Annotated in this window: 13 protein-coding genes; 3 read left to right on the plus strand and 10 right to left on the minus strand. The window is 56.6% G+C overall.

Annotated elements, in window-relative coordinates; translation table 11 throughout:
• Positions 1-5 precede the first annotated feature (5 nt).
• Together FQK12_RS14525 and FQK12_RS14530 are read right to left on the minus strand one after the other, a co-directional pair.
• Positions 6-929, minus strand: coding sequence for a sugar ABC transporter substrate-binding protein (locus FQK12_RS14525; RefSeq protein ID WP_004848507.1), 924 nt, complete (start codon positions 927-929; stop codon positions 6-8).
• 449 nt (positions 930-1,378) lie between these two features.
• Entirely contained in the window at positions 1,379-2,398 is a 1,020-nt protein-coding gene (locus FQK12_RS14530; protein ID WP_014228250.1) for a LacI family DNA-binding transcriptional regulator, read from the minus strand.
• 104 nt (positions 2,399-2,502) lie between these two features.
• Between FQK12_RS14530 and FQK12_RS14535 the strand changes: the two genes are divergently transcribed.
• Positions 2,503-3,510 (plus strand): Gfo/Idh/MocA family oxidoreductase, encoded by a 1,008-nt coding sequence (locus FQK12_RS14535; protein ID WP_014228249.1) that lies wholly within the window; start codon positions 2,503-2,505, stop codon positions 3,508-3,510.
• A gap of 43 nt (positions 3,511-3,553) precedes the next feature.
• Here FQK12_RS14535 and FQK12_RS14540 read toward each other — a convergent pair whose 3' ends face one another.
• On the minus strand, positions 3,554-4,585 hold the full coding sequence (locus tag FQK12_RS14540) for a Gfo/Idh/MocA family protein (RefSeq protein WP_014228248.1): 1,032 nt from the start codon (positions 4,583-4,585) through the stop codon (positions 3,554-3,556).
• A gap of 162 nt (positions 4,586-4,747) precedes the next feature.
• Here FQK12_RS14540 and FQK12_RS14545 point away from each other — a divergent pair, with 162 nt between their 5' ends.
• Positions 4,748-5,623 carry an extended-spectrum class A beta-lactamase OXY-1-1 gene (locus FQK12_RS14545; RefSeq protein WP_014228247.1) on the plus strand — a complete coding sequence of 292 codons (876 nt, stop codon included), beginning with the start codon at positions 4,748-4,750 and terminating at the stop codon, positions 5,621-5,623.
• Positions 5,624-5,890: 267 nt separating this feature from the next.
• Here FQK12_RS14545 and FQK12_RS14550 read toward each other — a convergent pair whose 3' ends face one another.
• The 6 genes from FQK12_RS14550 to cadC all read right to left on the minus strand — a co-directional run bounded on the left by FQK12_RS14550 (position 5,891) and on the right by cadC (position 15,314).
• Positions 5,891-6,304 carry a hypothetical protein gene (locus FQK12_RS14550; RefSeq protein WP_014228246.1) on the minus strand — a complete coding sequence of 138 codons (414 nt, stop codon included), beginning with the start codon at positions 6,302-6,304 and terminating at the stop codon, positions 5,891-5,893.
• 152 nt (positions 6,305-6,456) lie between these two features.
• Positions 6,457-7,974, minus strand: a complete 1,518-nt coding sequence (gene lysS, locus FQK12_RS14555) for a lysine--tRNA ligase (RefSeq protein ID WP_004848495.1) — start codon at positions 7,972-7,974, stop codon at positions 6,457-6,459.
• Positions 7,975-8,315: 341 nt separating this feature from the next.
• On the minus strand, positions 8,316-9,791 hold the full coding sequence (gene dtpD / locus FQK12_RS14565; protein ID WP_014228245.1) for a dipeptide permease DtpD: 1,476 nt from the start codon (positions 9,789-9,791) through the stop codon (positions 8,316-8,318).
• A 59-nt stretch (positions 9,792-9,850) separates the two neighbouring features.
• Positions 9,851-11,998 (minus strand): lysine decarboxylase CadA, encoded by a 2,148-nt coding sequence (gene cadA / locus FQK12_RS14570; protein WP_004848492.1) that lies wholly within the window; start codon positions 11,996-11,998, stop codon positions 9,851-9,853.
• A gap of 81 nt (positions 11,999-12,079) precedes the next feature.
• Positions 12,080-13,417 carry a cadaverine/lysine antiporter gene (cadB, locus tag FQK12_RS14575; RefSeq protein WP_004848490.1) on the minus strand — a complete coding sequence of 446 codons (1,338 nt, stop codon included), beginning with the start codon at positions 13,415-13,417 and terminating at the stop codon, positions 12,080-12,082.
• Between the two features lie 364 nt (positions 13,418-13,781).
• A complete protein-coding gene (cadC, locus tag FQK12_RS14585) occupies positions 13,782-15,314 on the minus strand; it encodes a lysine decarboxylation/transport transcriptional activator CadC (RefSeq protein ID WP_014228244.1) in 1,533 nt (510 codons plus the stop codon).
• Positions 15,315-15,665: 351 nt separating this feature from the next.
• On the opposite strand from cadC, the gene FQK12_RS14590 reads away from it, so the two are divergent.
• A complete protein-coding gene (locus FQK12_RS14590; protein WP_014228243.1) occupies positions 15,666-16,532 on the plus strand; it encodes a GNAT family N-acetyltransferase in 867 nt (288 codons plus the stop codon).
• 37 nt (positions 16,533-16,569) lie between these two features.
• Here the strand turns inward: FQK12_RS14590 and FQK12_RS14595 are convergent, their stop codons facing one another.
• The gene (locus tag FQK12_RS14595) at positions 16,570-17,445 is read right to left on the minus strand and encodes a LysR substrate-binding domain-containing protein (protein ID WP_014228242.1); all 876 of its coding nucleotides are present in this window, start codon (positions 17,443-17,445) and stop codon (positions 16,570-16,572) included.
• Between the last annotated feature and the right edge of the window lie 25 nt (positions 17,446-17,470).

Below are 17,470 nucleotides of genomic sequence, written 5' to 3' on the forward strand. Positions count from 1 at the left end.
AGCGACTATTTCTGGTTGCGATTAACGAACTCAGCCATGTTGTCTTTGGTGATCAGCTGGTAAGGGACGTCGATGATCTTTTCCACTTTCTCGCCGTTGGCCAGCTTAATGGCGGCATCCACCGCGCCTTCGCCCTGCCCTTTGGCATCCTGGAAAATCGTGGCGATCATCTTGCCGTTTTTGAGCATTTGCAGGGCATCGGGCGTCCCGTCCACCCCGGCTATCAGGATATGGTTCGGGTTTTTACCCAGTGCCTGCAGCGCGCCGATGGCCATTTCATCGTTGTTGGAGGCGATGGCCTGAATGTCTTCGCCGCTGGTCATCCAGTTGCTGACCACGTCAACGGCATCGTTGCGGGTAAATTTCGCGGTCTGCTTCTGCACGATTTTGATATCCGGGTACTTCGCCACCACCTCTTCGACGCCTTTGGTGCGGTCACGGGTCGATTCATTCGCCAGGTCGCCGAGCAGAATGGCGACGTTCCCTTTGCCGTTCATCGCTTTGGCTAACGCTTCCATCTGTAAGCGCCCCGCCAGCACCGAGTCGGAGCCAACGTAGGCCATTTTGTCGGTCAGCTGCGCCTGCGGGCGGCGGTTAACAAAGATCAGCGGAATGCCCGCTTTGGTCGCCTGGTCCATAATCGGTTTGACCGCGTTGGTGTCGACCGGGTTGACGATAATCGCGTCGACGCCCTGGCCAATAAAGTTCTGTACCTGCTGTAGCTGCTGGGAGACGTCGCCTTTGGCATCTTCCACCTGCGCCTTAACGCCATCTTTTTGCATCTCTTTTTGCATTGCGGTGCGCAGAATCGTCAGGAAGTTGTCATCGAATAGCGCCATGGAAACACCGACCGAAATATCTTTCGCCATCACGACCGCTGGCAGCATGCAGGCTATCAAAGAGGCAACAACCGTTTTCTTAATATTCATCGTTGATCCTTTATTTTCAGGTACATCGGTTAGGTAAGGTAAAATGAAAAAATAGTTTCATTAATTGTGCGTTAAGCGCCTGCTTTTCCAGCTTTTTGAAAAAACAGCCCGCGCGCTGGTGCATTTTTTGTTGTTGATCGAAATCACAAAATTCAGTTGTTTTAAAATGGTTTTTTGAAACATTAGTCCATTTATAGAGGAAGAAAAATTCCAGACCGTTTATTTCATTAACAACACATATGAAACTTTTATAAGTAAATAACTGAAATGAAAATTTTAAAACTGCGTGTTAACAGAACTTTGACACACATCTAACATTGACGCATAAATGCGCAAAAAATGAGAGGCAGGCGACGGTTTGCCGCGCGGCGCGCCGATAGCGGCAGCGGTTTAAAACGAGACAGGAGATAGGGTGTAAAAGGGGATGTCGCCCCGCGGGCCGCGGGCGCTCAGTCGACGTTTTCAGCGCTGTAAAGGATAAATTCGACCTTGCCGTCGCTGAACAGATGCGGCTGATAGCCGGTTTCCAGATGGCGCAGGGCCAGCTCCACCGCCAGACGGGCATGCTGGCGCGGGTTTTGATCGATCGTCAGCGCCATTCCCCCCTGGGCCAGCTGTTCACGGGTGGTGCTGTAGCGTTCATGGGTCATCCAGCAGCACTCGCCGTAGCGGCGATGGCGAGCCAGCGCCTGCGCCACCTGCGTGTTGCCCAGCCCGGTATTGTAGATGCCCACCACGTCGCGGTTGCGGCGCAGGGCCTCTTCCAGCAGGCGGTCGATTCGCTGTCGGTTGTCCTCCCCCGCCAAAACCTCGCCCAGCAGCAGATGCGGAAAGCGCTGGCTAATCACCTCGCGAAATCCCTGAATCCGCAAGCGATGAGCGCTGAAGTCCTGGCGCCCGCTGAGCATCAGCACTTCTCCAGACCGGTGCGCCATTAACCCCATCATCATGCCCGCGGTGCGGCCGGCCTGCTGCTGATCGATCCCGACGTGGCAAAGCCTCTGCGCGCCGGGGAGATCGGTGACCAGCGTAATCACCGGCACGTTCGCCTCGCGACACTGGCGCAAGGCGTCATAGACCCGCGGATGTTCGTTGCCAAAGACAATTATCGCATGGCGCTTTTTGCTGCTGCGGATAAGGCTTTTCGCCAGCTTTTCCGGCGCGGACTCCGCCACCAGCGTGCGGTGCAGCGTCAGCCGGCGATAGCCAAGGCTATCCGCCACGTCGGCGAAATCCTGCGTCAGACGGGAGAAAAAGCGCGAATCGTTATCGCTGAGAAACACTTCTATTTGCCACGGGAGACGGCGCTCTTCCGGCAGAATGCGCTTCAGCCCGGCCTCCCGCGCGGCCTGCAGCACCCTGCGCGTGGTTTCCGGCGACACGCCGCCGCGTTCGTTAAGCACCCGGTCAACGGTCGCGACGCCCACGCCAATCCGTTTAGCCAGCGCCTCCAGCGAAATGCTTTTCATCGTCTCGTCTCCCCCATGATGGAAATCCATCAAAACGCCCGTGTCGGTCAGTGTAGCAAACGGATTACTTTGGCAACGCTAAATCCCTCTTTCTGGAGAAAAAAATGACCTGCATTCGTTTTGCATTGTTGGGCAGCGGTTTTATTGGCCAGGTTCACGCCGCCAGCCTAGCTCGCCATGAGCGAACCCTTCTGGCCATGGTGGCCGACGCCGATCCCGAGCGGGCGAAAGCGCTGGCTTCCCGCTACGGCGCGCGGGCGGTAACCGTTGCCGAAGCCATCAATAGCGACGCCATTGACGCGGTACTGATCGCCAGCTCGACGCCTTCACACGCGGCGCTGCTGGAAGCCGCCGCGCGCGCGGGAAAAGCGGTCTACTGCGAAAAACCGATCGATCTTTCGCTGGCCCGCGCCCGCCAGGTCGTCGAGAAAGTGCTGCCGCTCGGGGTACCGGTGACCGTTGGCTTTAACCGCCGCTTCGACGCCAGCCACCAGCAGCTGCGCCGGGAGATCGAGGCGGGCGCGATTGGCAAAATCGAACTGGTTCAGATGGTGTGTCGGGCATCGGTTATGCCGCCGCTGGAATATCTGCGCAGCTCAGGCGGCCAGATGCGCGACCAGGCGATTCACTTCTTTGACCTGCTGCGCTTTCTTACCGGTGATGAAGTGACGACCGTCGCCGCGCTGGGGGCTGCGCTGGCGCTGGCGGAAATTGCCGAATTCGACGATGTCGATACCTCCATTGTCATGCTGCGGATGCGCGGCGGCGCGCTGGCGCAGCTGGACAACACCCGGCGCACCGGCCACGGCTACGATGAGCGCATTAGCCTGCTTGGCCCGCAGGGAGTGATAGAGTCCGGCAGCCAGGCATCGCGCGGCGTCACGCTGTGGCAGGGAGCGCGCTGCATTCAGCCCGGCCTCTATCCGGACTGGTTCAGTCGCGTCGAGGGGTCGTACTACGCGCATCTGGATGCTTTTGTCCGCTCGCTAGGCGGAGAAGCGGTGCCGGACCTGCCGGGGCTGCTGGACGGGCTGCGGGCGCAGGCTATCGCCGAAGCCGCCGTGCTTTCCCTGCGGCAAGGGCAGTTTGTCAGCGTCGAACCGCTGGCGTAAAAAAGCCCCGTATGCGGTCGGCATACGGGGCAACGGCGCGCCGTTAACGCTCCTCGTTAAATATCACGCCAATCTGCCGCCGCACTTCGTCCATCACGCTCAGGTTTTCCAGCACCCTGGCCAGCGGGCGGATCGGCGAGTCCGTAAGCCCTTGCCCCACGCACCAGGCAAAATGTTCGGCCTGATAAAACAGCTGGTCGTAGCGGTTGCGCGGCTCCTCCCAGCGCAGCACCTGCCCGCCCTGGCTGGCGGCGAGGGTAAAATTCCCCGGCGCGTAGAACTGCCCGTCGAGGGTAAGGGTCGCATCGCGCCCGGCCACCACCGCGCCGCCCGGCGTGTTGCTGAACAGGGTGGTATTGAGCAATCCCTGTAAGCCGTTTTCCCAGTTAAACAGCATCGAAATCTGCCCGTTGACGCCTCTTTGGGCGGGACGCCCGCGGGCGATAATGTCCTGCGGCACGCCGCCGACCATCACGCAGAATGAGGTCAGATAGCTGCCGAGATCCATCATCGGCCCGCCGGCGAGATCGGCATTAAAAATGCGATGATCCGGGGTAAAAAACTCGCCGTGATCGGCGAGCAGCGTGTGCAGATCGCCCAGCACGCCGTCCTCCAGCAGCTGGCGAATCACGTCATACTTCGGCGCGTAGTCGCACCACATCGCCTCCATCGCCAGGGTCCCCTGCTTCATGGCCTCCGCTTTCAGCGCCGCGCCTTCCCGCCGGTTCAGCGCAAACGGCTTTTCAATCAGCACATGTTTGCCCGCCTGCAGCACCCGCAGCCCGTCGGGAAAGTGGTGGTTATGCGGCGTGGCAACGTAAACCGCATCAATATCCGCTCGCGCCAGCATCTCATCCACCTGAGCATAAGCCTGCGGGATCCCCCAGCGGGCGGCGAAATCGTCGGCTTTTTGCTGCGTGCGCGAGGAGACGGCAACCACCCGCTGGCGGCTGAGCTCTTTTAACGATTTCACAAAGCGCTCGGCAATCCAGCCGGGGCCAATAATGGCCCAACGCAGCGAGGGGATCGCCGAGGCGGCGGGATGGCGCGGTTTTGGTAACTGTGACGGGAACATAACGGCTCCTGATTTTATTTTGCCGGGGAGAGACACTATAAGCAGGCGCAGAGGAGGACGAATAACGAATTTATGATGGAATTCCATCATCGACATAGTGCTTGTCAAAAGCGCGGGAGTCGCGGATAGTCCGGGCAGCTCATCACTATCAAGGAGTCTGAGATGTTGAAAAGTTCGTGGCGTAAAACCGCCCTGATGGCCGCCGCCGCCGTTCCGCTGCTGCTGGCGAGCGGTTCATTATGGGCCAGTGCCGATGCTATCCAGCAAAAGCTGGCTGATTTAGAAAAACGTTCCGGCGGTCGGCTGGGCGTAGCGCTGATTAACACGGCAGATGATTCGCAAACCCTCTATCGCGGCGATGAACGTTTTGCCATGTGCAGCACCGGTAAAGTGATGGCCGCCGCCGCGGTGTTAAAACAGAGCGAAAGCAATCCAGAGGTGGTGAATAAAAGGCTGGAGATTAAAAAATCGGATTTAGTGGTCTGGAGCCCGATCACCGAAAAACATCTGCAAAGCGGAATGACCCTGGCGGAACTCAGCGCGGCGGCGCTGCAGTACAGCGACAATACCGCGATGAATAAGATGATTAGCTACCTTGGCGGACCGGAAAAGGTGACCGCATTCGCCCAGAGTATCGGGGATGTCACTTTTCGTCTCGATCGTACGGAGCCGGCGCTGAACAGCGCGATTCCCGGCGATAAGCGCGATACCACCACCCCGTTGGCGATGGCCGAAAGCCTGCGCAAGCTGACGCTGGGCAATGCGCTGGGCGAACAGCAGCGCGCCCAGTTAGTGACGTGGCTAAAAGGCAATACCACCGGCGGGCAAAGCATTCGCGCAGGCCTGCCCGCAAGCTGGGCGGTCGGGGATAAAACCGGCGCCGGAGATTACGGCACCACCAACGATATCGCGGTGATCTGGCCGGAAAATCATGCCCCGCTGGTGCTGGTGACCTATTTTACCCAGCCGCAGCAGGATGCGAAAAGCCGCAAAGAGGTGTTAGCCGCGGCGGCAAAAATCGTCACCGAAGGGCTTTAACCCGGGAACAGGCCCGTTCTGCAACACTCTGCGCTTTGTTTCCCCGGTGGCGCTGCGCTGACCGGGCTACGGGTTCCCCGCCGTCTGCGGGCCGGTAGCCCGGACAGATGTGCAGCATCGCCTCCGGGAAATTCAGCCACTCTGCGCTTTGTTTCCCGGTGGCGCTGCGCTGACCGGGCTACGGGTTCACCACCGTCTGCGGGCCGGTAGCCCGGACAGGCGCAGCGCGCCGCCTCCGGGACAGCCTGAATAGACAGCCGCCAAATATTAGTCGGTAATTTTAAACGTCAGCGCGTAAGCGCTGGTTTTCCTTTCATCGCGCGCGCCGCCCATCTGATAAACCCGCACCGTATATTTACCGCTGCTCATCAGACGTTGTTCAAAGGTATCACCGCTCAGAGAACCGTTAAAAATCGAATTATTATCAGGAGCGATAACATTGAAATAAGGATGCGGCCGCTGGCTGTTCATATTGATATGCATCATCTGGCCCGCTTTCGCCTCCAGCGTATAGTCGTTAACGCCGTCACCGGTCACGGTGCTTTTTATTATCGTGCCGTTGCTGCCTTTATCAAAATGAACGGTATGGTTGTTGATATTATCACTTGCCATTGATAACACTGACGTAAATAAATAACTTGCACAGATCACGCCACCAACAATTAATTTTATTTTTTTCATTTAATTAACACCTTATGTTTTTTATGCGCGCTGTTATAGCACATAAGGTGTCCGGAGTAAGCTGATTCGCAATTATTACTCGTCGGAATTAAACACGTCGAAATAAGGGCCCCCCGGTTCAGGGAAACGAGGGGACCTGGTTTTAGCGGGATTTACTTCTGCGGACGCATTGCCGGGAACAGAATCACGTCGCGAATGGTATGGCTGTTGGTAAACAGCATCACCATGCGGTCGATACCGATGCCCAGACCGGCCGTCGGCGGCAGGCCATATTCCAGCGCGGTGACGTAGTCTTCGTCGTAGAACATCGCTTCATCATCCCCCGCCGCTTTGGCGTTGACCTGATCCTGGAAACGCTGGGCCTGGTCTTCCGCGTCGTTCAGCTCGCTAAAGCCGTTGCCGATTTCACGCCCGCCGATAAAGAACTCGAAACGATCGGTGATTTCCGGGTTCACGTCGTTACGGCGCGCCAGCGGCGAAACCTCCGCCGGATACTCGGTGATAAAGGTTGGCTGGATCAGATGGGCTTCCGCTACTTCGTCGAAAATCTCGGTGACGATACGCCCCAGCCCCCAGCTCTTCTCAACGTGAATACCGATGGATTCCGCCAGCGCTTTTGCCGCCTCGAAGTTATCCAGATCCGCCATCTCGGTTTCCGGACGGTATTTCTTGATCGCTTCGCGCATGGTCAGTTTTTCAAACGGCTTGCCGAAGTCGAACACCTGGTCGCCGTACGGGACTTCGGTTTTCCCCAGCACGGTCTGCGCCAGCGTGCGGAACAGAGATTCGGTCAGTTCGATCAGATCTTTGTAATCCGCATACGCCATATAGAGTTCCATCATGGTGAACTCAGGGTTGTGGCGCACGGAGATGCCTTCGTTACGGAAGTTGCGGTTGATTTCGAACACCCGTTCGAAGCCGCCGACCACCAGCCGTTTCAGATACAGCTCCGGCGCGATGCGCAGATACATATCCAGATCGAGCGCGTTGTGATGGGTGATAAACGGACGCGCGGAGGCGCCGCCGGGGATCACCTGCATCATCGGAGTCTCGACTTCCATAAAGCCGCGCGCGACCATGAACTGACGCATGGTGGCGAGGATCTGCGAACGCACCTTGAAGGTGTGGCGCGACTCTTCGTTGGAGATCAGATCCAGATAGCGCTGACGATAGCGCGCCTCCTGATCCTGCAGGCCGTGAAACTTGTCCGGCAGCGGGCGCAATGCCTTGGTCAGCAGGCGCAGCTCGGTGCAGTGAATGGAGAGTTCGCCGGTCTGGGTTTTAAACAGCTTACCGCGGGCGGCGATGATGTCGCCAAGATCCCATTTCTTAAACTGTTCGTTGTAGACGCCTTCCGCCAGATCGTCGCGGGCGACGTACAGCTGAATGCGGCCGCCGACGTCCTGTAAGGTGACGAAAGAGGCTTTCCCCATAATCCGGCGGGTCATCATGCGGCCAGCCACGGCGACCTCGACGTTCAGAGAGGTGAGCTCGTCGTTTTCCTTACCATCAAATTCCGCATGGAGCTGGTCAGAAGTGTGGTCACGGCGAAAATCGTTCGGGAACGCCACGCCCTGCTCGCGCAGCGCGGCCAGTTTTTCACGACGGGTTTTCAGTTCATTATTAAGGTCAATTGCCTCATCGGCACCTTGTGCTTGTTGTTCAGACATGTTGGTTCCTCATAACCCTGCTTGCAAACTTGCTTCGATAATTGAACCAGGCCACTCTCCAGCGCGGCCTGTTCCGGCGTCGACGCCAAAGAACAATCTTAAGGAGCCTGGCTTCAATTCTGGCTGATTTCGCTCAGCCATCGCTTCAGTAACAGTTTTTTATCTTCGGCTTCCGCGCCTGCCAGAATATCCTCCTCCTGTTCAGTAAACGGTGCAAGGAGCGGCTTGTCGCTCCACTGTTGGGGTTACCGATCCCCGGCTCGCGGCGTAAACGCCTTAGCCGGGCTACCAGGCAGCACGATTTTGTAGCCCCGGTAAGCCGGACCTGTCGCCAGACGGGGCTAGGCGCCGCCGCCGGGAAGTTCACCGGCGGCCGCGCGGCGTTTGCCGACGCTAAACGCGGCGGCGAAGGCGACGACGACAATCACCGCCACGCAGCCCAGCGTCCATTCGCCCATCTGGGCAAAGAAGTGCTGATACGCGGCAATCGCCGTATCGCTGATCTGCGACTCGGTGGTCTGCTGCGCCACCACTCCCGCCAGCCAGTTGGCTACCGCGCCGGTCGCCAGCATATAAATCCCGGTCAGTACCCCGGTGACGCCGGGCATATTGAGGCGGGTGATCTGCGCCATCGCTACCGGGTCGATAAACAGTTCGGCAAAGCCCATCAGCGCCAGGCCGGCCACCATCATGCCCATTGATGCCTGCCCTTCCGCCGCGCCGTGGCGCGCGTTAAGCGCCAGCAGCATAAAGCCGCAGCCCATCAGCACCAGGCCAAAGGCGAACTTCAGCCACACGCGCAGCGCCGAGCGGGTCGCGCCTTCCGGCCGCATCAGCCACGCCAGCACGACGCCCGCCGCCATCACCGCCACGGCGTTAACCGACTGGAACAGCGCGGTCGGCACCTCAATATTCAGCAGGCGACGGTTAACAAAGTGGTCAATGAACAGGCTGATTGAACTCCCGCCCTGCTGCGCCAGAACCCAGAACAGAGTCCCGGTCAGCATCAGCAGAACGATTTGCCACAGCGCGCGGCGATGCTCCGGCGATTTGACCATAATGCGCGCCACCATCTGGGCGGCGAACACGCACACGATCGCCAGCAGATAGCCGGACCAGTTATTCTCCAGCAGCAGCGTGAAAAACACCGGCGCAACGCAGAGCATCACCACCAGCCAGCCCCAGGTCGGCAGCACAAACTTTACCGCCCGCAGCGCCTGTTTATCGACGCCGCGCGCGTGGCGGAAGTAGCGGCTACCGCTGAGGAAAATCATCAGGCCGACAAACATGCCGATTCCCGCCAGCGCAAAGCCGATATGCCAGCCGTACCACTGCGCCGCCAGCCCGCAGGCGATAGGCGCGGCGATGGAGCCGACGTTACCGGCGGCGTACAGCAGCGAAAAACCGCCGTCGCGGCGAGGGTCGTCAACGGCGTAGAGCTCGCCCAGCAGGCAGCTGATGTTGGATTTGAACAAGCCGTAGCCGCAGATAATGATCGCCAGCGCGAGGTACAGGCTCCAGGTGGAATCGGATTCCACGCCCAGCACCACGTGGCCAAGCGTCATTAACAGCGCGCCGGCAATCACCGCCGTGCGGTTGCCGAGCAGGCGGTCGGCAAGCCAGCCGCCGAGAATAGGAGTGACGTACACGAGGGAAGCGTAAGCGCTGAACAGGCTGATAGCGTGGCTGTCATCAAAGCCGAGCTGATGGGTGAGGTAGAGGATGAGTAAGGCACGCATGCCGTAAAAGCTGAAATATTCCCAGATTTGGATCGCAACGATGTAATAAATCGCGCGCGGCTGTGAGGGTGTTTTCATGTGTTCTCCTTGCAGCGTGAAAAAGGGAAGTGGCAAGCCACTTCCCTGTTGTGCATCGATTATTTGTTATTTTCTTCTTTCAGCACTTTAACGGTGTAACGACCATCCGCCTGACGATAGGCGCCGTGGATATCGGTTTCGAAGCCCGGATAGTGGGCGCCGATTTCGCACAGCATCTGCAGGAACTCCAGCACCGGACGGCTCTCTTCGGTGATCATTTCACCCGGCATCACCAGCGGCACTCCCGGAGGATACGGCAGGATCATATTGGCGTTGACGCGGCCCACCATCTCTTCGAGATACACCTCTTCGGTCTGACCGTGCAGCTCTTTCTGGAACGCGGCGTACGGCGTGATCATCATGGTCGGCAGCACTTCGAACGCGCGGAACATCAGATCCGGCAGGTTGTGGTGCTCAATCAGTTTATGAATGTTCTGCGCCAGTTCCTGAACGCGCATGTTTTCGTAGAATTCCGGATCTTCACGATACAGCGACGGCAGCATGTTTTTCACCCGCAGGTTCAGGTCGAACGCGCGTTTGAAATCGGTCAGCGCACGCAGCAGGCTCAGCGCTTTGGTTTTGTCGATACCGATACTGAACAGGAACAGCAGGTTGTACGGACCGGTTTTTTCGACCACGATACCGTGCTCGTCGAGATACTTCGCCACGATGCTCGCCGGAATACCGAACTCATCCATGGTGCCGTCTTTCTTCATCCCCGGAGTCAGCAGCGTGACTTTAATCGGGTCGAGATACATGTGCTCGTTATCGATGTTTTTGAAGCCGTGCCACGCGCTGTCGGAGCGCAGCGGCCAGCATTCAGCGCCATCGATATGTTCCGGCTGCCAGACGTCGAAGAACCAGCCGTCGGACTCGCCTTTCAGACGTTTGATCTCTTTACGGAACTTGATTGAACGTTCGATAGAGCCGTCAATCAGGCGCTTACCGGCGTTGCCTTTCATCATCGCCGCCGCGGTTTCCGTCGAGGCCACCACGCCGTAGTGCGGAGAAGTGGTGGTGTGCATCATGTAGGCTTCGTTAAAGGTCTCTTCGTTCACGTCGCCTTTAACGTGAATCATCGAGGCCTGAGAGAACGCCGCCAGCAGTTTGTGCGTGGACTGGGTTTCGTAAATCACTTTCCCTTCGACGCGGCCGCCGCTCATCCCGCATTTGCCTTCATAAATCGGCGAGAAGTTGGTGTAAGGCACCCACGCGGAGTCAAAGTGGATGGATTTCACATCCAGGGTTTTCTTGATGTAGTCCGTGTTGTACAGCAGACCGTCATAGGTGGAGTTGGTGATAACCGCGTGCACCGGCCAGGTCGCGTTCGGGGTTTCTTTCACGCGCTTCGCGATGGTCGCATGCTGGAATTCGCTCTGCGGGATACCGCCGAGGATACCGTAGGCGTTGCGGGTCGGGCGGAAGTAGATTGGCGTAATGTCGCTCATCATCATCAGATGGGTCAGCGATTTATGGCAGTTACGGTCAATCAGCACGGTGCTACCGGCCGGGGCGGAATACATGCCGACAATTTTGTTGGCGGTAGAGGTCCCGTTGGTCACCATGTAGCTGCGTTCCGCGTTGAAGACGCGGGCGATGTACTCTTCCGCTTCTTTGTGCGGGCCGCTGTGGTCCAGCAGAGAACCGAGTTCAGAAACCGAAATCGAGATATCGGATTTCATGGTATTGGAACCAAAGAAATCGTAGAAGATGCTGCCGACTGGGCTTTTCTGGAACGCGGTACCGCCCATATGGCCTGGGGTACAGAAGGTGTATTTGCCTTCACGCACGTATTTAAACAGCGCTTTGGTCAGCGGCGGCAGAATGGTGTCGATATACTCGTCGGTATTCTGTTTGATTTTGTTGGCAATGTCTTCCGCTGCGCCCAGCGCATATTCGAAGAAGCGAACCTGCATCCGCAGATCGTTGAGGCTCACGTCCAGCGTTGAGTAAGTGTTCGCAAAGGCGTACAGCGGCATGTATTCGTTCATTTTGCTGATGTCTTCGCACAGTTCGAGATTATATTTATCCCAGTCGAAGATCACGCCGCACAGACGCGCATTGTTTTCGATAAGTTTTAATAAGTCTTCACGGTCGTTCGGGTAGACAATACGGAAGTCCAGGCGTTCGAGGGCGCGATGCAGTTCACGGATGGGTTCTTCTTTGAAGTAGACACCCATGTGATTCATGATTGCGATAACGTTCATAGTCAAATCTCCAGATAAAGAAAGCCCCTCCCGCCACGTCGTGACAGGTGATGGAAGGAGCCTCAGGAATAGGGTTGCTGATTAATGCGCGCTGGCGGTGCTGCTATCAGCGGAGTTGTCGTTGTTCTGGCGCTGGTGCATTTTGCGACCGTAGAACATCAGGATAATCAGGCTGACGATAAAGGTACCGGCCAGTTCGAAGGAGCTTGCCCCCATCAGGGCGATGAAGCAGAACGCGCAGCCGAGTACGGAGCAAATCAGGCTGACGAAGTTGCGTACATTGATGCCTTCGAAGCGAATCAGGTCAACGCAGGAGTAGAAGTAAGGCAGCATGGTCAGCAGTACCGCGATACCGGTCAGCTCACCGAACAGGTCAGACGCTTTGCCGCCGGTAGAGTTCATCAGGGTAATCAGCACCATCAGCGCGGTCATTTTCACCGCGGCCAGCAGCAGGCCTTTTTTCGGAATACCGTTGCTGTCGAGTTCGCCATACACTTTCGGGAAGTTACCGTCATTGGCGGCACGTACGCCGGCCTGACCCACCAGCATCATCCACGAGCCCAGCGAAGTCAGGCAGGCAAAGGCGGTGAAGGCGGAAACCATCGGCGCAGCCCAGCCGCCGAGAATGGTGGAGGCGCTCACTGCAAACGGCGCACCGGATGCGGCCATCTGAGAGGCAGGATACATACCCGCAATCACCTGGGTCGCGGCGATGTAGACGATACCGGCCATCGCGGTGCCCAGCATGGTGGCCAGCGGCACGGTGCGTTTCGGGTTTTTCACCATCCCGGTACTCACGGCGGCAGATTCTACCCCGACAAAGGCCCACAGGCAGAGCAGGATACTTTTGATTACCGCGTGGCTGTCAGTGGTGCTGGAGGTGTTCCAGTTTGCCTGATAGGTTGCGGCATCAAACCAGTGCCAGCCGACCACCGCGGTCATGACCACCGGAATAAGTACCAGTACCAGGCCAATTGTTGTCAGGCGGCTCACCCAGGTCCCGCCGAGCATATTCACGAAGGTGAATATCCATACGATGGCGATACAGGCAATACCTGCCGGCACCGGGTTATTTAAAATTGGGAAGAATGTTGATAAATAAGAGACGGCGGTAATACCGATTGCCAGGTTACCGATCCAGTTGGCGTGATAATAAAGCACGCCGGTCTGGAAACCGAACGCTGGGGATATTTCACCGGCGTAGGCAATTGGGCCACCCTGCTGCGGATTCTTGGTCGCCAGCCGGGCATAAACATAAGCCAGAGACATCGCGCCAATAATAGAAATCACCCAACCCCAGATGGCAATACCACCGATGCTAGCGAGGTTTGCAGGTAATAATGCAATACCGCTCCCCATCATATTACCGGCGACTACGCCGGTACAGGCAAATAGCCCGATCTTCTTGGCAGAACTCATGTTTGCTTTTCTCCTAAGTTTATTTGGGAGGTACAGATCATGATGATGAACCTTTTATTGACCCGACCAACTGCCAACAAGATTACGGATTAGTACGAGATAAGTCCTAAAGATAAAGTGAAATAACTGCAAACATCAGACAAATGATATTTTGACCTTTTTCGCGCAACATATCAGGATGACATGTTGATATCAGGAAAAGGTAAATTTAGATGTTTTTCATTGGGTTATGAGGTCAACTTCATGTTGAAAAAGTGTTACATGCGGAACCGGAGAGGTTATAAAAAATAACAACCCGGTGGCTCATGAGAAACATAATTTTAACCTCACCACGGCCAAAACCATGACCATGATGAGGGTTTACTTATTCTGAAGCGAGGAAGTTATCGAGATACGGAACCACGCGGGTCACGGAGGTCTGGAATACGGCGTTTTCAATCCAGTAAAATGTATTCTCACCCGGGCGTAAATTAAACGCCGTCAGGTAGGCATCGGCAGCTTCCCGGTTCTGCCCTTTCATTTCGTAGACTTTGCCCAGCAGCACGTAATTCATCCACGACATTTCCAGATCAATCCCGGCATTAATCGCGTCATAGGCTTCATCCACTTTTCCTTTGCCCAGCATATCCACCGTTTTAATCTGATAAAATATTGCCATATCTTTAATCCCCGGCATATTACCCACCCGGGTTATTTCGCTGTACAGATCGGCGAGCTGTTTCTCATCCAGCGGCTGCTGAGAATGGCGCAATACGTCAACCAGCGCCTTTTCCGCCCACGCATAGGTAAAGTCCGGCGACTGCTTATTCACGTCGGCAAGCAGGCTACTGGCTTTGCCCAGCGAATCAACGTCTCCGTTCATTAATAGCTGATGCGCCTGATAGAAATGGGTAAGCGCGATACTTTGCGACGGCTGATACTGCTTTAACATCTCCTGCATCCGCGCCGGCCACGGCTGCTTCAGCGCCTCAGAGAGGCTGCTCAGCAGGTCGTTCTGAATCGAAAGCTGATTGTCGCTGGTGACAAAGTAACGCTTATCCATCATGGTCGAGCCGTCGGCGTTATCCACCACCTTCACCGACATGAAGCACTGCTGTGCGCGATAGTGCCGCTGGTTGACGAACTCAATGGTCAGGGTTTTACCGGAACTGCTAGGCTCATTGATGTTGTAGTTGGTTTTGTCGTGCACCATAAAGGTGGAGAAGGTGTTCAGCGAGGTGGTAATCAGGCTCCCCAGCCCGATGGCATAGGAGTGCTGCGATGACCAGTTGTTGCAGGTGTTGCCGCTGAGCAGGTGAATATCGACATCACGCGGGTTAAGCAGCAGCCGGGTTTTCGTGACCGGCGGGCGCGACTGCAGGGTTGACAGGGCCACCAGCGCCACGCAGCTCGCGAGGGCCAGCAGGAACAGACCCCAGACGATAAACGTGCTCAGCCGCTTGCGTTTTTCCGGCTTCGCCACCGCTGTGCTGTCTGGCGCAGCCGCATCGGGCTGCGGGGAGGTCAACGGCGCGTCAAACCCGACCGTCTGCGTTTCTGCGGGGATAACCGGCGTCGGCTCCTCCCCCTCTTCGGTACACCAGATCACCGGCACCGTCAGCTTATAGCCGCGTTTGGGTACGGTAGCGATATATTCAAGGCTGCCATCGTCGCCATCTTTCAGCGACTTACGTAGCTCGGAAACGCTTTGCGTGACGACGTGACTGGTGACAACGTTGCGGGTCCAGACATTATCGATGAGCTCATCCCGACTGAGTACTTCGCCGGGATGACGGGCAAAGAAAACCAGAAGATCGATTAAGCGCGGTTCGAGAGTTAGCTGACGCCCCTTGCGGCTAATTTGGTTAACAGAGGGAGTAACCAGCCATTCTCCAACGCGAACAACAGGTTGTTGCATAAAAAAGAGCCCCAGGACGAAAAGGGAAAGGCGCGATGATACCACATTTACCCTACCTATTAATGATAGGGGTCATGACCATGAACGCAATATATTCCTCTTCGTTTTTGATGACTGGCAAACTTTCATTTGCTAAAGGCGTCTTTTGCCTGAGGGCGATGTTCCCTGGGCGACAAAAGTGCGCCATTTTTAGCCCTATTTTCCCCGAATGTGTGACCTGAGCAAAGCTTAGGCGCGACAATCGTCGCCCATCCGTGGGGATATGCTATTTTTAGCTCGCCCGACAGAGATCGGACCGCCGAACAGATGGCCGAAAACAGTGCCTCACCCGCAGCGTAAGGAATGTCGACGATGAACTACAAATTAGATAAGCAAATTGTGCACAATGACGTGTTAAGAAATAGCTTCATTGACCTGGCGATTAAAACCTTCGATCTCTCCTTTAAAGAGTGGTACCGCAAAGGGTACTGGACCGACGCCTATATTCCCTACGCCCTGGTGAGCAACAATAAAGTGATTGCTAACGCCTCCGCCAATATTATCGATCTGATCTGGCAGGGCGAACCCCGCCGCTATATTCAAATCGGCACCGTGATGACCGATATCGATCATCGTGATAAGGGCCTGGCCGGGCAGCTCGTCAGGGAGATTCTGACGGACTGGCAGGATAAGGCCGACGCCTTTTTCCTGTTTGCTAACCCGACAACCGTTGATTTTTATCCGAAATTTGGCTTCGAGCGCACCGCCGAATATCAATATATTATGCCGGTGGTACCGGCAGCGGGCGACTTCCGCAAGCTCGATATGGACCAGCCGGAAGAGGTTGCGCGATTACAGCGGTACTATCAAAAATCGAATCCGTTTTCACAGCTGCGGGTAGAGGATAACTTCGGTTTATTGATGTTCTACTGCTCCGCCTTTATGAAGCACTTCGTCTATTATTCCGACAAAAACCAGGCCATCGCGATTGCGATGCAAAACGGTCCGGCGCTGATCTGTTTTGATATTTTCTGCGACAGCGGACGTTCCCTGTCGGCCATTATTAACGAGCTCGCCGATGAAAATACGTACCAGGCTATCCTCGGCTTTACCCCCAAAGAGAATCGGACCGGCGAGTATGAAAAAATCGAAGGCGAAGATATTCTGTTTATCTACGGACAAAAAGAAAATATCTTCAAAGAGAATAAGCTGATGTTCCCGCTTTTATCCCACGCCTGAGGCTGCGCTTAACGCGTCTACGGCCCGCGACCGGGCCTTATTGCGCCAATAACCACTGTTCAAACGCCTGTAGCGCCGATTCGTTGACGCCGTTTTCCAGCGGCTTCACCAGGCAAAAGCGCTTGCTCAGGCTGCGGGCCTGCGGCCAGGGCGCAACCAGCGTCCCGTTTTCGAGCGCTTTTTCAACGTACACGTGCGGTACCAGCGCAACGCCCTGCCCGGCCAGCGCGGCGGCTATCGCCATCTCATGCAGATCGTAGCGCACGCCCTGCGCCGGATTATCCAGCGCAATCCCGCACTCTTCAGCATAGCGCTGCCAGGCGTCAGGATTCTGCCGTCGATGAATACGCGGCAGCGCGTTCAGCTGGCTGGCGAGATCTTCTGCCGTAAGTAGCCCGGCGTGGCATACCGGCACCAGTCTCTCTTCAAACAGAAACCGCAAGCGCATTCCTGCCCATGCGGGATGCTCGAAATGAACCGCCGCGTCAAAACCGCTGCCGGTGAGGATAAACGGGTCGGTTCTGACCGCGATATTCAGCGTGATATCCAGATTCCGGCGCTGAAAATCCCCCAGTCGGGGAATGAGCCAGCGGCTGGCAAAGGTCGGCGGCGCGGCGATTTCCAGGCTTCGGCTGCCGTCCGCAGCCCCCATCAGATACTGCGTATCTCGCTCAAGACGCTCCAGCGTCTCGCGGACATGGTGCGCATAGCGCGCGCCGTTGGGGTTCAGCCGCACCCGGCTCCCAGTCCGCTCAAACAGCTTGCAGTTTAACAGCGATTCCAGGCGGGCGATTTGCCGGCTGATCGCGCCTTCGGTAAGCGACAGCTCTTCCGCCGCGCGGGCAAAGTTACCGTGCCTGGCGGCAGCCTCAAAGGCCTGCAGCGAGGTACTGCTGGGGAGTTTTTTTCGCACGAACGCCGCCTCTGCTGAAGGTTTA

Source organism: Klebsiella sp. ME-303 (assembly GCF_007910085.1).
Lineage (GTDB): Bacteria > Pseudomonadota > Gammaproteobacteria > Enterobacterales > Enterobacteriaceae > Klebsiella > Klebsiella michiganensis.